This is a genomic window from Qipengyuania gaetbuli, from assembly GCF_020524765.1.
Taxonomy (GTDB): domain Bacteria; phylum Pseudomonadota; class Alphaproteobacteria; order Sphingomonadales; family Sphingomonadaceae; genus Qipengyuania; species Qipengyuania gaetbuli_A.
Window position 1 is genome coordinate 547,494 of sequence record NZ_JAIVLR010000002.1, and the last position, 14,564, is coordinate 562,057.

At 63.6% G+C, this 14,564-nt stretch carries 16 protein-coding genes; 9 read left to right on the forward strand and 7 right to left on the reverse strand.

Going from position 1 to position 14,564, the window contains the following annotated elements; translation table 11 throughout:
• Positions 1–58 precede the first annotated feature (58 nt).
• The 4 genes from LC083_RS11145 to lepB all read right to left on the reverse strand — a co-directional run bounded on the left by LC083_RS11145 (position 59) and on the right by lepB (position 2,975).
• Positions 59–427, reverse strand: coding sequence for a DUF805 domain-containing protein (locus LC083_RS11145; RefSeq protein WP_226700444.1), 369 nt, complete (start codon positions 425–427; stop codon positions 59–61).
• A 78-nt stretch (positions 428–505) separates the two neighbouring features.
• On the reverse strand, positions 506–1,411 hold the full coding sequence (gene era / locus LC083_RS11150; protein ID WP_160606392.1) for a GTPase Era: 906 nt from the start codon (positions 1,409–1,411) through the stop codon (positions 506–508).
• Positions 1,408–2,079: a ribonuclease III gene (rnc, locus tag LC083_RS11155; RefSeq protein ID WP_226700445.1), complete on the reverse strand. Its 672-nt coding sequence runs from the start codon at positions 2,077–2,079 to the stop codon at positions 1,408–1,410. The genes era and rnc overlap by 4 nt, the downstream gene beginning before the upstream one ends.
• Complete coding sequence (gene lepB, locus LC083_RS11160) at positions 2,076–2,975, reverse strand: signal peptidase I (protein WP_226700446.1); 900 nt, start codon at positions 2,973–2,975, stop codon at positions 2,076–2,078. Before lepB ends, rnc begins: the two co-directional genes overlap by 4 nt.
• 53 nt (positions 2,976–3,028) lie before the next feature.
• Between lepB and pgi the strand changes: the two genes are divergently transcribed.
• A complete protein-coding gene (gene pgi / locus LC083_RS11165; protein ID WP_226700447.1) occupies positions 3,029–4,612 on the forward strand; it encodes a glucose-6-phosphate isomerase in 1,584 nt (527 codons plus the stop codon).
• On the opposite strand, the gene LC083_RS11170 is transcribed toward pgi, so the two are convergent.
• Both LC083_RS11170 and LC083_RS11175 read right to left on the reverse strand, forming a co-directional pair.
• A complete protein-coding gene (locus LC083_RS11170) occupies positions 4,609–5,850 on the reverse strand; it encodes a hypothetical protein (RefSeq protein WP_226700448.1) in 1,242 nt (413 codons plus the stop codon). The genes pgi and LC083_RS11170 overlap by 4 nt on opposite strands.
• A gap of 15 nt (positions 5,851–5,865) precedes the next feature.
• Complete coding sequence (locus LC083_RS11175) at positions 5,866–7,446, reverse strand: winged helix-turn-helix domain-containing tetratricopeptide repeat protein (RefSeq protein ID WP_226700449.1); 1,581 nt, start codon at positions 7,444–7,446, stop codon at positions 5,866–5,868.
• A gap of 150 nt (positions 7,447–7,596) precedes the next feature.
• Here LC083_RS11175 and LC083_RS11180 point away from each other — a divergent pair, with 150 nt between their 5' ends.
• A complete protein-coding gene (locus LC083_RS11180) occupies positions 7,597–7,821 on the forward strand; it encodes a tautomerase family protein (RefSeq protein WP_160606398.1) in 225 nt (74 codons plus the stop codon).
• Between the two features lie 63 nt (positions 7,822–7,884).
• Here the strand turns inward: LC083_RS11180 and LC083_RS11185 are convergent, their stop codons facing one another.
• The gene (locus LC083_RS11185) at positions 7,885–8,955 is read right to left on the reverse strand and encodes an MBL fold metallo-hydrolase (RefSeq protein WP_226700450.1); all 1,071 of its coding nucleotides are present in this window, start codon (positions 8,953–8,955) and stop codon (positions 7,885–7,887) included.
• 318 nt (positions 8,956–9,273) lie between these two features.
• On the opposite strand from LC083_RS11185, the gene LC083_RS11190 reads away from it, so the two are divergent.
• The 7 genes from LC083_RS11190 to LC083_RS11220 all read left to right on the forward strand — a co-directional run bounded on the left by LC083_RS11190 (position 9,274) and on the right by LC083_RS11220 (position 14,564).
• The gene (locus LC083_RS11190; protein WP_226700451.1) at positions 9,274–10,665 is read left to right on the forward strand and encodes a DEAD/DEAH box helicase; all 1,392 of its coding nucleotides are present in this window, start codon (positions 9,274–9,276) and stop codon (positions 10,663–10,665) included.
• 98 nt (positions 10,666–10,763) lie between these two features.
• Positions 10,764–11,450 carry a CDP-alcohol phosphatidyltransferase family protein gene (locus tag LC083_RS11195; RefSeq protein WP_226700452.1) on the forward strand — a complete coding sequence of 229 codons (687 nt, stop codon included), beginning with the start codon at positions 10,764–10,766 and terminating at the stop codon, positions 11,448–11,450.
• 59 nt (positions 11,451–11,509) lie between these two features.
• Complete coding sequence (locus LC083_RS11200; RefSeq protein WP_226700453.1) at positions 11,510–11,755, forward strand: helix-turn-helix transcriptional regulator; 246 nt, start codon at positions 11,510–11,512, stop codon at positions 11,753–11,755.
• A complete protein-coding gene (locus LC083_RS11205; protein WP_226700454.1) occupies positions 11,755–12,261 on the forward strand; it encodes a hypothetical protein in 507 nt (168 codons plus the stop codon). Before LC083_RS11200 ends, LC083_RS11205 begins: the two co-directional genes overlap by 1 nt.
• Positions 12,262–12,278: 17 nt before the next feature.
• Entirely contained in the window at positions 12,279–12,779 is a 501-nt protein-coding gene (locus LC083_RS11210; RefSeq protein WP_226700455.1) for a hypothetical protein, read from the forward strand.
• 97 nt (positions 12,780–12,876) lie between these two features.
• A complete protein-coding gene (gene gorA, locus LC083_RS11215) occupies positions 12,877–14,232 on the forward strand; it encodes a glutathione-disulfide reductase (protein ID WP_226700456.1) in 1,356 nt (451 codons plus the stop codon).
• Positions 14,233–14,318: 86 nt separating this feature from the next.
• Complete coding sequence (locus LC083_RS11220) at positions 14,319–14,564, forward strand: hypothetical protein (RefSeq protein WP_226700457.1); 246 nt, start codon at positions 14,319–14,321, stop codon at positions 14,562–14,564.

Here is a 14,564-nt window from a genome sequence, read left to right on the forward strand (position 1 = left end):
GGCGAAAGTGCCGGAGTCAGGAATGTCAGTGCCGGAGCCTCAGTGCAAGCGGGCGGGCCTAGCCGCCAGCGTCTTGCTTGCCGGGCATGACTGCCAGAATAATCCAGATCAGCGGAGTGAGGAACAGGTACACGATGACCAGCAGCAGCGCCGGCCAGCCGATGTCGCGCGCTCTCTTGCCGACGAGGTTGAGCTGGCCGATCGCCACGACGATACCGGCGGCGAAGAAGGCCAGCAGGGTACCCAGGGCAAGCGGCTGGACACCGGGCGTCTCAGCCGTTCCGCCGAGCCGCTCGAACACGCCGATGCCGCCGCCGATCATCATGGCGAAGACCACGAGGAACAGGCCGAGGCCAAGTGTCAGCAGAATAAACTTCCCGCGACCGACCCTTCCGGTCGTGAATTCGCCGAACATGTCCTGAAACATTGGTGCAGTCCTCCCCTAATCGGCCTAGCATGGGCCCACGAGGGGATAACACGTTCGCATGAATACAAGAAGGGGGCGTCAGCGCACCCAGTCGAGACCCATTTCCTCGAACATTTCCTTGTCTTCGGTCCAGCGTTCGTCGGCCTTCACATGCAGGAAAAGATGGACCTTTTGGCCCAGCAATTCGGACAATTCCTTGCGGGCTGCCTCGCCGATCGCCTTGATCCGGCTGCCACCCTTGCCGAGGACGATCGCGCGCTGGTTGTCCCGCATCACCACGATCTGCTGATGAATTTCGACGCTGCCGTCGGGGCGCTGGATGTATTTTTCGGGGCGAACCGCGCTGTCGTAGGGCAGTTCTTCGTGGAGCTGCTTGTAAAGCTGTTCGCGCGTGATCTCTGTCGCCAGCAGGCGTTCCGATGCGTCCGAGACCTGGTCTTCGGGATACATCCACGGACCTTCCGGCATCAGCGCGGCAAGCGCTTCTTTCATTTCGGGGACGCCGTCACCGGTCAGGGCGGAAACGAAGAACACATCCGCAAACTCGACCTTGGCGCTCAATTCCTGCGCCAGAGCGAGCAGCGGTTCCTTTTTCGCCCGATCGACCTTGTTGAGCACCAGGATCTTGCGCTCGGGCCGCGCAGCGATCTGTTCGATCAGCGGTTCGAGTTCGTGGCGGCGCTGCTTGATCGGATCGACCAGCAGCAACACGGCATCGGCTGCCTCGGCGCCTTCCCAGGCCGCGCTGACCATGGCGCGGTCCAGCCGGCGCTTGGGCGCGAATATGCCTGGCGTGTCGACAAGGATCATCTGCGTATCGCCCTGCAGCGCGATACCCATCATGCGTGCGCGGGTGGTCTGCGCCTTGGCGGAGGTGATCGCGACCTTCTGCCCGACCAGCTGGTTCACCAGCGTCGATTTGCCGGCATTGGGCGCGCCCAGCACGGCAACGACGCCGCAACGGGTGGTGGGGGTATCGCTCACGCGTATTTCTCCATGAATGCTGCGGCGGCGGCCTTCTCGGCCTCGCCTTTGCTGCCGGCAGTGGCTTCCGCCTCGCCGACCTTGTGTACCTTGACGCGGACGGTGAACTGGGCCGCGTGATCCGGGCCCGACCGGTCGATGACCTCGTATTCGGGCGGGGCGCGGCGATTGCCGGCGGCCCATTCCTGCAGCGCGCTCTTGGGGTGTTTGCGTTCGCCTGCGCCGCTTTCCAGTGCAGGTCGCCAGAGCAGGTGGACCAGCTTGCGCGCCTCTTCGAAGCCGTTTTCCACGAACTGCGCGCCCAGCAGCGATTCCATCACGTCTCCGAGGATGTTGTCGCTGTCGCGCCCGCCGTCGGCGCGTGCCTGCTTGCTGATCCTGATATGCTCGGCAAGTCCGATGCCGCGCGCCACGCTGGCGCACATCTCGCGGCTGACGATGGCATTGAGGCGCTGGGCAAGCTTGCCTTCCGGCGCCTCGCTGCGGTCGAACAGCCACTGGGCGATAGACAGGCCGAGCACGCGGTCGCCGAGGAATTCGAGCCGTTCGTAATCCTTCTTTTCGCCCATGCTCCCGTGGGTCAGGGCCGCGCGCCACAAGGCCTCGTCCTTCACCGTAAAGCCGGTCGTCTCGAGCCAGGCGAGCGTTTCGGGCGAAAGGCCGGTCAAATGCCCTCTCCGATACGGTCCCATCGTGCAGCGCTGAACCATGTCCATGGCAGCAGCCATTCGGCGCTACCATCGGTCGACCAGAGCACCACGCCGGCCCGTCCGACCAGCAGTTCCTGGTCTATGACGCCCACACCCTGTCCGCTAACCGCAGGAAAGCGGCTGTCGAGCGAATTGTCGCGGTTGTCGCCCATCACGAAGACCTTGCCGGCAGGCACCACGAAGGGGGCGGTGTTGTCGGGATCGATCAGGATGGGCTGGCCGTCTGCACCGACCATGAGATTGCCGTCAGCATCGCGGAGCGGCCGGGCGCCGACATTGCCGAAGTCGAGCGTCATGTAGCTCTTGCCCGAAGGCAGCGTCTCGCGGAACTGGCGATAGCGGCAAAGGTTGTCGATCACCGTCCCGCCGTCCGACCGGCATGCGGTGTTCGCACTCATCGGGATGTCGGCATAGCCTGCTTCCTCGCGCTTCACAGGCTCGCCGTTGAGGATGAGCTGACCGTCCTGCACCGCGATCGTGTCGCCCGGCAGCCCGATCGCGCGCTTGACGTAATCGGTGCGGTCGACCGGGTGCTTGAAGATCACCACGTCGCCGCGTTCGGGAAGGCTGGCGAGGATCCGCTCGCTCGGCCCTGGCAGGCCAAGGGGCAGCGAATTCTCGTTATAGCCGTAGGGCCATTTCGCCGCGATCAGGTAATCGCCCGTTCGCAGTCCCGGCATCATGCTTTCGGAAGGGATGGTGAAGAAGCTGGCGACGAAGGTGCGGAAAATCAGCACCACCAGCACCAGCTTGAGGCAGAATACCAGGAAGCTGCCCCAGCTTTCCTCTTCCTCTTCCGGCTTGGCCGTATTCGTATCCGTAGCGTTTTCGCGGATTGCGGGGTTCTCATTCATCGCCGCATTCCCTAGTCGCTGACGCCTGACCACGAAAGGACTTTCGCCCAGCCATGACCAAGACCGCCGCCGACCTGTGGAGCGATCTCGACGAACTGCCGCAGCCGACCCTGCTCGAACTCTTCAGCACGGTCCGCGACGGGGGCGAGGGTGCGGACGAACCCGGCGGCGATGCACGCGTCGCCATGCTCTCTGGCAGGCTGGAGCTGGCCGAAGACGGCACGGACGATCCCATGGCGCCGGGCGGTATCCTGTTCGATTGGTCGAAAACGCACCTCGACAGGGCGGTCCTCGACATTTTCGAGCAGCTGGCCGAGGCGATGGACTTTGCCGGCATGCGCGCAAAGCTGTTTGCGGGCGAGGTGGTCAATCCGACAGAAGGGCGCGCTGCCGACCATGCCACCCTGCGCGGCGTTGGCGACGAGGCGAAGGTGGAAGAAGCCGCCGCCTTGATCGACCGCATGGGCATGCTGGTGGAGGCCATCCACCAGGGCGCATTCGGCGAAATCGATCACCTGATCCACATCGGTATCGGTGGCAGCGCGCTGGGCCCGGCACTTGGCGTCGACGCACTGAGCCGTGACCTGTCGCTGTGTGATGTCCATGTCGTCTCCAACATCGACGGCGTTGCGCTGGAAGCTGCCTTTGCGAAATGCGATCCGGCCAAGACGCTGGTTGCCGTTGCCAGCAAGACCTTCACCACGATCGAGACGATGACCAACGCCGAGAGCGCGCTCAAATGGCTGCGCGACAATGGTGTCTCCGATCCGGGCGGGCGGGTGATCGCACTCACCGCAAATCCGGAAGCTGCCGTCGAATGGGGCGTCGACGAAACGCGCATCCTGCCGTTCCAGGAAAGCGTAGGCGGGCGCTATTCCATCTGGTCGAGCATCGGTTTCCCCATCGCGATGGCTGCGGGCATGGACGATTTCCGCCAGATGCTGGCAGGCGCTGCGGCGGTCGACCGGCATTTCCGCGATACCGACGGGCGCGACAATCTCGTCCTGCGGGCCGCCTTTGCCGACCTCTATTATTCGCGTGTGCGCGGGTGCCAGACCCGTGCAGTCTTCGCCTATGACGAGCGGCTGGGACTGTTCCCCGACTACCTCCAGCAGCTGGAGATGGAATCGAACGGCAAGCGCGTGACCGCCGACATGAAGCCGGTAGACGGCCCGACCGCGCCCATTACCTGGGGCGGGGTAGGCACCGATGCGCAGCATGCCGTGTTCCAGCTGCTGCACCAGGGCACGCACCTCATCCCCGTGGACTTCATCGCCAGCATCGGTCCGGGTGACGACCTTGATCCGGCACATCACCGCATCCTGCTGATGAACTGCTTTGCCCAAGGCGCAGCGTTGATGACCGGCAAGAAGGGCGAGGACCCGGCACGCAATTACCCGGGCGATCGCCCTAGCGCCACGATCCTGTGCGACGATCTCGACGCGGCCACGCTGGGTGCGCTGATCGCCTTCCACGAGCATCGCACCTTCGCCAATGCCGTCCTCATGGGCATCAACCCCTTTGACCAGTTCGGGGTTGAATTGGGCAAGCAGATGGCCAAGGCGATCGAGCAGGGCGGCGAGAGCTTCGATGCCAGCACCGAAGCCCTGCTCGCGGCTGCGGGGCTGAACGACTAGGTCAGGGCGAAATACATCGCTGCCAGCGCGCCCATCACGGCGATCGCGATCCAGTTCCACGCCTTGATCACCGCATCGGGGCGCGCTTCATCCGGCATTTCGCAGCGTGTCACCACGAGGTGGTTGAGCAGCGCCACGACCGGGGCGATGACGAAGCTGGCAGAGGTCACGAAGTCGAGAAAGCCGGTCAGGTCCCGCAGCAGGGTGAAGATCGTCACCAGCGCGATGATCACGAACAGCAGACAGAAACCCGCGTATTCGCGGCGGGTGTAGGACACGTCTTCGCGCTGCTGGAAGATCGCCAGCGAGGCGGCCGCGATGCGAGAATAGGCGTCCACCCCTGCAATCACCGTGGTCAGCATGACCGACAGCGCTGCCAAGGCGGCGAGCAAAGCGGCCCATTCTCCCAGCGCTGCGCGGTAGAGGCCGACGAGCTGGTCGGCGAAACCGGGCGCGTCGGGGAGGGGAGCGATACCGTCGGGGTACATGACGCCCGCGCCCATGATGCAGAAGCACACCGCCATGAATGCCGTCAGCACATAGGGCCACAGGAAACCTTTGCGCGCTGCCGAAAGGGGCGGGTGCGCGCCTTGCGGCAATTGCCGGTCGCCTTCGACCTTCCACAAAGACAGTGCGACAGAAACGTCCATCGGATTGGGCATGAAGCCTGCCAGCGCGACGATGAACAGCAGCGCCGCTGCCTCGCGGGTCCAGCTGAAGTCGACCAGCGTGGCCCACTGCACCTGCGGCAGGACCGTGGCGGTGGTGATGAGTGTTGCGATGGTGAGGAAGGCGAGCAGCCAGGCGTTCACCCGGTCCAGCAGGCTGTAGCCGCCAATGAGCAGCAAGGCCGTGGCTGCGAGAATGACGCCTGCTGCAAGGACCGGAACGGGTGCGACCGGACCTACGATCACCGTCAGGATGCCCGCCGTCGCAGCCCCCAGCGCTGCCCAGATGATCGGCACCAGCGGGGTGACCAGCAGCAGGAAGAGGATCAGCGCCCAGTTTCCAAGCTCCCGGTACCCGGTCAGTAGCGACCGACCCCGCGCATGGGCGAAATCGACGCCAAAGCGGTATGCCGGGTACTTGAGCACATTGGCGAGCACGATGACGACGACAAGGGCAAGGCCGAACATGGCCCCTGCGCGGGTCGACTGGACTAGGTGCGATGTCCCGATTGCCGCACCGGTAAAGATCAGGCCCGGCCCGGCAAGGCGGCGCAGCAGTTCGTTCTTCATGTTTTCGGCAGTCCCCTAGATGCCAAGGGCGCGCATCGCACGCTCCAGCGTTTCGCGTGGTGTGTCTTCCGGGAAGGGGAAGGCGCGGAAAAAGCTTTCGGTACTCAGCTCCGGATCGTCACGGAGAGTATGGGCCAGCCATTCGGCGGCCTTGTCCTTGTCTCCCGCAAGGTGCGCCGTCACTGCGGCGATCAGCTTGATATGCTTGTGAGCGCCGGGGGTAAGCGCGGCCCGCTCGCCGAATTCGGCTGCCTTCTCGATATCGCCGAACTTGAGATGCGTGAGCGCACGGCTGGAGATCATCGCATAGGCCATCGGGTCGAGCGGGCTGAGTTCCAGGGCCAGCGCAAGGTCACGGTCGGCCTGCCCGGCCTTGCCAGCAATCGTCGCCACGAGCCCGCGGTTGTAGATGCCTTGCGCGAAGCTCGGGCTGAGGCTGGTCGCGCTGTCGAACCATGCGATGCTGTCGTCCAGTCGCCCCTCGAGCCATGAACAGCGCCCCAGGCTGAAATGGCCGAACGGATCGAGCCGGTCGGTTTCCACCGCCTTCTGGGCAAGCAGCCTGGCTTGTTCGACATGCCGTTCGGTGTCGTCTTCGTACGCCATGAAAGCGCTCTGGAAATGGGTGAACGACAGGCCTGCCATTGCCCGCGAGAAGTAGGGATCGCGTTCGAGTGCCACTTTGAACAAGTGGCTCGCGGCGGCATTGTCCTGCGGATTGAACCGGTACATGTGGTCGACGCCGAGGTGGAAGCTTGCCCATGCGTCGAGCTCTGCGGTGGGCAGACCACGGGCATGACGCACCTCGTTCTGCGGGATCCGGATAAGCACGCTTTCGATAACGCCGCGCTCAATCTCGGGGCGTAGACCCTGCAGGTCCTCGACCGGGCCGGAGTACCGTTCGGACCAGATGCTGCGGCCATCGCGGGTGTCGACGAGCGCGACCTGCACGGTGACGGTCCTGCCCGCCCTCTCGATGGCGCCGGTCAGGCAATAGTTGACCTTGAGCGCTTTCCCCACGGCGATCGGGTCGCTGTCGGCACCGCGGAACCGGAAACTGGAGCCGCGAGCGATCACGAACAGCCAGTTGATCCGTGCCAGGTCCATGATGATATCCGCGGGCAGGGCGTCGGCGACGATATCGTGCGACCCCCGCTCCCCCGTCAGTTCGAACGGCAGCACTGCAATGGACGGCCGGGAATCGCGGACGGCGTTCGTCGTATCCACGGGCACCGGGGCGATCGGTGCAGCAGGTAGGGCAGAGGCAGGGGAATGCTCAATGCTGGCCACAAAGCGGAATCCGCGCCCGTGAATCGTGCGGATGACGCTTTGCGCCTTGCCATCGTCGCCCACTGCCTTGCGCGCAGCCTTCACTCGTGCGGCAACCGCCGATTCTGAGACCATGCGGCCATCCCAGACGGCATCGATGATCTCGTCCTTCGACACCATGCGGTCGCTGTTCTGCGCGAGGAGTAGCAGGAGAGAGAGCACTTGGGGTTCGACATGGACGCGTTCGCCATCGCGGCGCAACTCGAATCCGTGCGGATCGAGCTCGAAACTCCCGAAGCTGACGACCCGGGGTATTGGTCCGTCCATCCGAACATCCCCGATTGCGGCAAATCTCCATGAAAACGTCAGACATCTTCATGCCGAGGTCAAGCATGGAGGTGCGGCAGGCCGTATCAACAGGTCATCGGAACAGACCGATCGACACTTCAGAAACGATACTATCAAAGGAGAATACCAATGCCGCTCGTTACCATCGACGTGATCAAGAACGTTTTCACCGACGACCAGAAGAAGGACCTCATCGGCAAAGTGACCGAAGCCATGGTCGAAGTCGAAGGCGAAGCCATGCGCCCCGTGACCTGGGTCCGCATCATGGAAGTCGAACAGGGCGACTGGGGCATCGGCGGTCAGCTGCTCGGAGCAGCTGACGTCCACGCACTTGCGGGCAAGAAGGCCGCCTGACCGCGCGCCAGCCAACCCGTCCCGAAGAGAGGCCGTCCCCTTGGGGCGGCCTCTTTTGGCGCATCAAAGCTGGCGACTGCGTTCGATTTCGCTGCTTCCCGCAGGCAGCGAGAACAGCATGCCGTCCTCGCCCACGATTATGGGGCCATCGTAATGCTGTTCCGCATCTTCGAGAAAGGCCGGATAGAGGATCGCGCTGGGCAGGGGCGGGACCAAGTGAGTGAGAACCAGCACCTTTGCCCTGCTCACCGCCGCGCTCTGTGCCGCTTGCTTGGGGGTCGTGTGATAATCCATGATATCGGCGAATATCTTTGCCGCATTGGCATTGCCTTGCTCGCTTATGGCATCGCCCATCTTGCCGACGAGCGTGGTTTGGAGCGCCTCGTGCACGAGCAGGTCGACCCCTTTGCAGACCGCTTCGAGATTGGATGACCTGACAGTGTCGCCGCTGATGCAGGCCGAGCGTCCCTTGTAATCGAAGCGATAGCCGACTGCAGGCTCGACCGGGGAATGGTCGACGCGGAAGGCGGTAACGACCAGCCCGCCTTCGTCATACACGACCGCGCTGGAGGTCGGCAGTTCGAATGGCATGGCGGTCCCGCCGCTGCCCGTGGGCGGGGCTACCACCTCGCCGTGATGCGCGATGCGGTAGGTCTTGTCGGCCGCGTAGGCAGCGGTGAACCCCTCGACCACGGCCTCGACACCTGAGGGACCGTAGACAGGCAGCGGTGTCCGCGCGGCGCCACGGGTCCAGTGGAACAATTGCAGCGGACCGAGCCCGTCGATGTGATCGGAGTGGAAATGGGTCAGGAAGAGTGCGCGCACGTCACCGGCATTGAAGCCCATCAGCCCCAGGGTCTCTCCCCCGCCTTCGCCGATATCGACCACGAACAGCCGGTCGCCTGCCACGACGATGTTGCAGGGGCCGGCCCGCTCGAGGTTCGGGAGCGGGGAACCGGTCCCGCACAGGCCGACATGGAGGCCGTCGGGAAGGTCTCTCGCGGTGTCGCGCATCAGGTTTTGTGCAACCGCCCGTTCGAACAGGGCCTCGCCAACCTGCCGCTGGAACATCCATCCGAACAGGAGTCCCGCCAGCACGACCGCCAATACTGTCAATCCGATCCGCTTTGCCATCCGTGCCGCTCGCCCAAGTCTATCCCCGAAGCAGCGAAATATTCCCCATCTGCGAAGGCTGGGCAAGCGATGCCTTCGAACCCCGCGAAGCGATGCGCGACAGGAATGCTTTGACTTTCGTGCCTCCTGCCCCCACATGGCCACCATCGAAGCGCGCTAGCCAGCGTGAAGCGGCGATGTGAGAGACATCCATTGCCCCGGCCGCGCCTCGTTGGTTTTCCAAGGACTTCCCTTTTCACGCGGGTCGTTTGACACCCGCGCCGCGCCCGGATTCCAAGTGGCATCCGTCTGCGCGCCGCAAGCATATTGCGAGTACACATGACACAGTTCACCGACCTCGGGCTTTCGCAGCCCGTTCTCCAGGCCCTCGACATGAAGGGCTATACCGAACCCACGCCGATCCAGGCACAGGCCATCCCGCGCGTGCTGGAAGGCCGTGACCTGCTGGGCATCGCGCAGACCGGTACCGGCAAGACCGCGGCATTCATGCTGCCCAGCATCGACAACCTTCGGGAAGCCGACCGGCAGACGCCGTTCAAGTCGTGCCGCATGCTGGTGCTCGCCCCGACGCGCGAACTGGCAGGCCAGATCGCCGACAGCGCGAAAGATTATGGCGCGCTTGCCGGCCTCAAGGTCCACTCGATCGTCGGCGGCACCTCGGTCAACAAGGACCGCAACAAGCTGCACCGCGGTACCGACATCCTCGTCGCGACGCCGGGCCGCCTGCTGGACCTGATCGATCAGAAGGCCTTCAAGCTCGACGGCGTGGAAATCCTCGTCCTCGACGAAGCGGACCAGATGCTCGACCTCGGCTTCATCCACGCGCTGCGCCGGATCAGCCAGCTGGTCCCCGAAGACCGCCAGACGCTGTTCTTCAGCGCGACCATGCCCAAGCAGATCCAGGAACTGGTGGGCAAGTACTGCCGCAACCCGGTGAAGGTCAGCGTGACGCCGGAAAGCACGACGGCAGAGCGCATCGACCAGTATCTCTTCATGGTCCAGCAGGACGAGAAGCAGACCCTGCTCGAGATGATCCTGTCCGAACGCCATCCGGTGCCGGGCAAGTTCGAACGCGTGCTGATCTTTGCGCGTACCAAGCACGGCTGCGACCGCGTGGTGAAGAAGCTGGGCCAGTCCGGCATTCCCGCCAATGCCATCCACGGCAACAAGAGCCAGCCGCAGCGCGAGCGTGCGCTCGACGAATTCAAGCGCGCCAAGACCCCGATCCTCGTCGCGACAGACGTTGCCGCGCGCGGGATCGACATTCCGGGCGTCAGCCACGTTATCAATTACGAACTGCCCAACGTGCCGGAACAGTATGTCCACCGTATCGGCCGCACCGCGCGTGCTGGCCGTGACGGCGTGGCGATCGCATTCTGCGCCGAGGACGAGCGCGATTACCTCAAGGATATCCGCAAGAAGACCGACGCGGAATTCGAGCGCCTGCCGCTGCCGGATAATTTCCGCGCCGTGGTGGAGGGCGTCGGCCCGACCAAGCGCGAGCAGAAGCCCAAGCTGGCCCGACCCAAGGTTCGCACAACCGGCGATGCTGCCAATCGCAAGCCGAAGCCGAAGAACAAGCATCCGAACCGTGCCGGAGCGCCCAAGCGCGAAGGAGCGGCAGCCGGTGGCGGTCGGCCGCAGGGCAAGCGCCCCCCGCGCAATCGCAGCCGCAATCGCCGGTCCGGCGGTGGTGGCGGTAATCGCTGATCCGATGCCGGCGCGCGGAACGCGCCGCTTACTGGACAGTTCAGCCGTTCGGGCGCATTAGCGCGCCTTCATTCCTCTTGGGGGCAAGCAGGATCGCAATGGAACCCGCCTTCAAGCCCAAGATTACCCCGATCGACCGCATCCAGGAAAACCTCGTCGCCCGCGTGGAACGGCGCGCACTCAACTGGCTGTGCGCGCGGCTTCCGCGGCGCGTATCGCCCGATATGCTGACCGCTTTCGGCATGTTCGGCGCGCTCATGGTGTTCGCCGGATATCTCGGCAGCAATGCCGACCGCGACTGGCTGTGGCTGTGTGTCGGCGGTTACGTGGTCCATTGGTTCGGGGATTCGCTCGACGGGAGCGTGGCCCGCTTCCGCAAGATCGAGCGGCCGCGTTACGGCTACTTCCTCGACCACAGCTGCGATGGCCTCGCCACGACGCTGCTGGTCGTGGGTATCGGCCTCAGTCCTTACGTCCAGCTGGAAGTCGCTTTGGTCGCATTGGCAGGATACCTGCTCATGTCCATCCACGCTTTCCTGTCCGTGCGCGTGCTCGGCGAATTGCGCCTGTCCTACATGAATGCCGGTCCGACCGAGTTGAGGCTCGTCCTGATCGCGCTGACACTCGCCATGTATTACGCCGGGCCGGAAGCGCCGGTTGTCTGGCACCTCAACGGCTTCGATCTCTTCGTCGGGGTGGTGGGATGCATCCTCGTTGCGCTCTTCATTCTGCAGACCGCGCAGGTCGCAGGGCGACTTGCGGTGGAAGAGCCTCCCCGCAACTAAGGACAATAAAATCGCAATTGAGTGTTGCGTTAACATAGCAATTTGCGTATCAGGCTCGCATGTCGAGGGTGATACACAATCGAATCGCCATGTTCCGCGCCGATGCGGGGCTGAGCCGCCGTGACCTTGCCGATGCCGTGGGTGTGAACCCGCAGACAATCGGTTTCCTGGAGCGCGGCGATTACAAGCCCAGCCTCGAACTGGCGCTGTCGATAGCCGAGGTCTTCGGTGTGTCGGTGGAACTGGTCTTTTCGTTCGAACCGTTCCCCTCGCTGTCGCAGCAATTGGCGAAGGGACGCGAATAGTGGCTTACGAGGGGAACAGGATTGCGGAGGGGCTCGACCGCGCAGCGATGCGCGTGACCGGGCGGCAGGTCCACACTGGCAAGATCGGCCCGAGAACGACGATCGTGGCCACGCTGATCTTCATGTCGCTTACCGCCATGGGCATGTACCTGGCGGTGCAGGGCGCAAAGGTCGGGCAGGGCATCGTCTTTTCGGCGGCCATGGGCTCGCTCGCGATCAAGCTGTTCAACGACTACAAGGCGCGCGGCAACGGCCCGCTCGATGAGCGGGAACGGGCGATCTACTGGAAGTCCAATGCCGTCGGCGCGATGGTCCCGCTGGTCGGTGTCGCGGTGTGGTCGCTGTTCTTGGGCAACTTTGCCGACGACGGGCTCTGGTATCCGCGCCAATCCTTCGAATGGGTTGCGCTGTCCTTCTTCCTGCTCGGCCTGATGACCCAGATCGGCATCATCGTGACCGGATGGCTGACGCCGTCCTACGCCGCTGATCTCGACGAAAACGACTGAACGGGAAGGAATTCGACATGGCTTACAAGGGCGATCACGCCACCCGTTCGATCGAGCGCGTTTCCAGCTGGGCCTGGTCGGGCCGGTTCACGCCCCGGGCGATCATGGGCTTTGCGGTATTTTTCTTCTTCGTCGGGATGATCATCGGGACGATCTCGATCATCGCGCAGTTCACGATTCCGATCAGCGGCTTCAACGCCATCATGCTGTTTTCTTTCGTGATCGCTGCACGTGTGCTGGGCCGCGGGGACGCCGGCACCGAGATGCTCGACGAATGGCAGAAAACCTTGCGTGCGCGGGCCTTCCTGTGGGGTGCGAACATCACTCTGATCGTGGTGGGAGCTTTCCTGTTCTACCTCGCCCTGGCCGAGGGTCGGGCCGGGTGGTGGGCGCCGGGCGTGCGCAGCGACTGGCTCGCCATCGCCTTCATGACCTTCACCTTGTGGATCACCGGCTGTACGTTTGCGGCCGGGTGGCTCACCCCTTCCTATGCCGCCGATATCGAGTTCGACGACTAGGCCCTGAAGGCGAAGAAATCCCGGCCGGTGTAACTCCAACCTTGGCAAAAGCGGATCGCATGGCGATATCCCCCGCTCACGCTGACAGGAGCGCCGCATGGCCGATACCGAATACGACTACGACCTCTTCACGATCGGCGCGGGGTCGGGCGGCGTCAGGGCGAGCCGCGTTTCCTCTGCGCTCGGTGCCCGGGTGGCGATTGCCGAAGAGCATCGGGTCGGCGGGACCTGTGTCATTCGTGGTTGCGTGCCCAAGAAGATGCTCGTCTACGGCGCACACTTCGCCGAAGACCTCGAGGATTGCGCCCGCTTCGGCTGGGAAATCGGCGAGAAGAAGTTCGACTGGAAGGTCCTGCGCGACAATGTCTTGGCTGATGTGGACCGTCTGGAAGGCGCTTATACCGACACGCTCCAGAACCACGATGTGACGATCTTCAAGGAGCGGGCCGAGATCACCGGCCCGCACGAGATCACCTTGGCAAGCGGGCGCAAGGTCACGGCGAAGTACATCCTCGTTGCCACCGGTGCGCGTCCGCGCATGCCGGAGTGCCAGGGCGCGGAGCACGCGATCAGTTCGAACGAGGCCTTCCATCTCGACGAACTGCCGAAGAAGATCATCATCGCGGGCGGCGGCTACATCGCCAACGAATTTGCCGGCATCTTCAACGAGTTCGGCTGCGACGTCCACGTCGTCAATCGCGGCGACCGCTTGCTGCGCAGCTATGACGAGGCCGTGCGCGATCGCCTGCTGCAGATCTCGACCATGAAAGGGATCAAGTTCCGCTTCAACACGACCTTCGAATACATCAAGCCGTGCGAGGACGGCGGCTACTTCGTGAAGATGAGCGACAGCGACGAGGAGAAAGCGGACCTCGTCATGTTCGCCGTCGGGCGCGTCCCGAACACCGAGGGGCTGGGCCTCGACAAGGCGGGTGTCGAGATGGGCGACAATGGCGAGATCAAGGTCGACCGTTTCAGCAAGACCAATGCCGACCACATCTATGCGGTTGGTGACGTGACCGACCGCGTGCAGCTGACCCCCGTCGCCATTCGCGAGGGGCAGGCCTTCGCCGAGACCGTCTTCGGCAAGGGCGACCCGGTCGCGGTCGATCATTCCTGCATCCCCAGCGCGGTGTTCAGCCATCCGCCTATCGCTGCGGTCGGCATGACCGAGGGCGAGGCCAAGAACGCGCTCGGATCGGTCAAGGTCTACCTTTCGGACTTCCGCCCGATGAAGAACGTGCTCGCGGGCCGCAACGAGCGCAGCCTCATGAAGATGATCTGCGACGGCGACAGCGGCCGCATCGTCGGCATCCACATGATTGCGCCCGAAGCGCCGGAAATGATGCAGGCTGCGGCAATTGCCGTGAAGGCCGGGCTGACCAAGGCCGATTTCGACGCGACCACCGCGATCCATCCGACCATGGCGGAAGAACTGGTGCTGATGCGCTGAGGATGGTGTTCGCCACTTCGAATTGCGCAGCCTCCGGACTTCTGCAATAAGTATTCGGGTCAAGAGGTTACGCGGAGAATTTGAAGATGGATGGGGGCGACAGGAAGAAAGATCGCGGTCTCCTCATGCTCGCCACCATGCTTGCAGTTGCCATTCTTGGCGGACCCGCAATCTTCTACGGTTTCCTCGCCATGGGTGAGGCAGGCGTCTTCGACAACGCGAGGGGCAATTTCTGGCCGATCGTACTGGGCGTGCTCGCGCTTGTCGTCGCGTGGTGGGTCTTCATCCTGTTTATCGGGAGCCGGGACCTGCGGGCGAAGGACAGCGAATAG

Excerpts from the sequence above, each read along its gene's own strand:
- LC083_RS11175 (WP_226700449.1), bottom strand. The coding sequence starts at position 7,446 with ATGGACGGACCAATACCCCGGGTCGTCAGCTTCGGGAGTTTCGAGCTC.
- LC083_RS11145 (WP_226700444.1), bottom strand. The coding sequence starts at position 427 with ATGTTTCAGGACATGTTCGGCGAATTCACGACCGGAAGGGTCGGTCGC.
- gorA (WP_226700456.1), top strand. The coding sequence starts at position 12,877 with ATGGCCGATACCGAATACGACTACGACCTCTTCACGATCGGCGCGGGG.
- LC083_RS11180 (WP_160606398.1), top strand. The coding sequence starts at position 7,597 with ATGCCGCTCGTTACCATCGACGTGATCAAGAACGTTTTCACCGACGAC.
- LC083_RS11210 (WP_226700455.1), top strand. The coding sequence starts at position 12,279 with ATGGCTTACAAGGGCGATCACGCCACCCGTTCGATCGAGCGCGTTTCC.
- LC083_RS11195 (WP_226700452.1), top strand. The coding sequence starts at position 10,764 with ATGGAACCCGCCTTCAAGCCCAAGATTACCCCGATCGACCGCATCCAG.
- LC083_RS11200 (WP_226700453.1), top strand. The coding sequence starts at position 11,510 with ATGTCGAGGGTGATACACAATCGAATCGCCATGTTCCGCGCCGATGCG.
- pgi (WP_226700447.1), top strand. The coding sequence starts at position 3,029 with ATGACCAAGACCGCCGCCGACCTGTGGAGCGATCTCGACGAACTGCCG.
- lepB (WP_226700446.1), bottom strand. The coding sequence starts at position 2,975 with ATGAATGAGAACCCCGCAATCCGCGAAAACGCTACGGATACGAATACG.
- LC083_RS11170 (WP_226700448.1), bottom strand. The coding sequence starts at position 5,850 with ATGAAGAACGAACTGCTGCGCCGCCTTGCCGGGCCGGGCCTGATCTTT.
- LC083_RS11220 (WP_226700457.1), top strand. The coding sequence starts at position 14,319 with ATGGATGGGGGCGACAGGAAGAAAGATCGCGGTCTCCTCATGCTCGCC.
- LC083_RS11190 (WP_226700451.1), top strand. The coding sequence starts at position 9,274 with ATGACACAGTTCACCGACCTCGGGCTTTCGCAGCCCGTTCTCCAGGCC.
- LC083_RS11185 (WP_226700450.1), bottom strand. The coding sequence starts at position 8,955 with ATGGCAAAGCGGATCGGATTGACAGTATTGGCGGTCGTGCTGGCGGGA.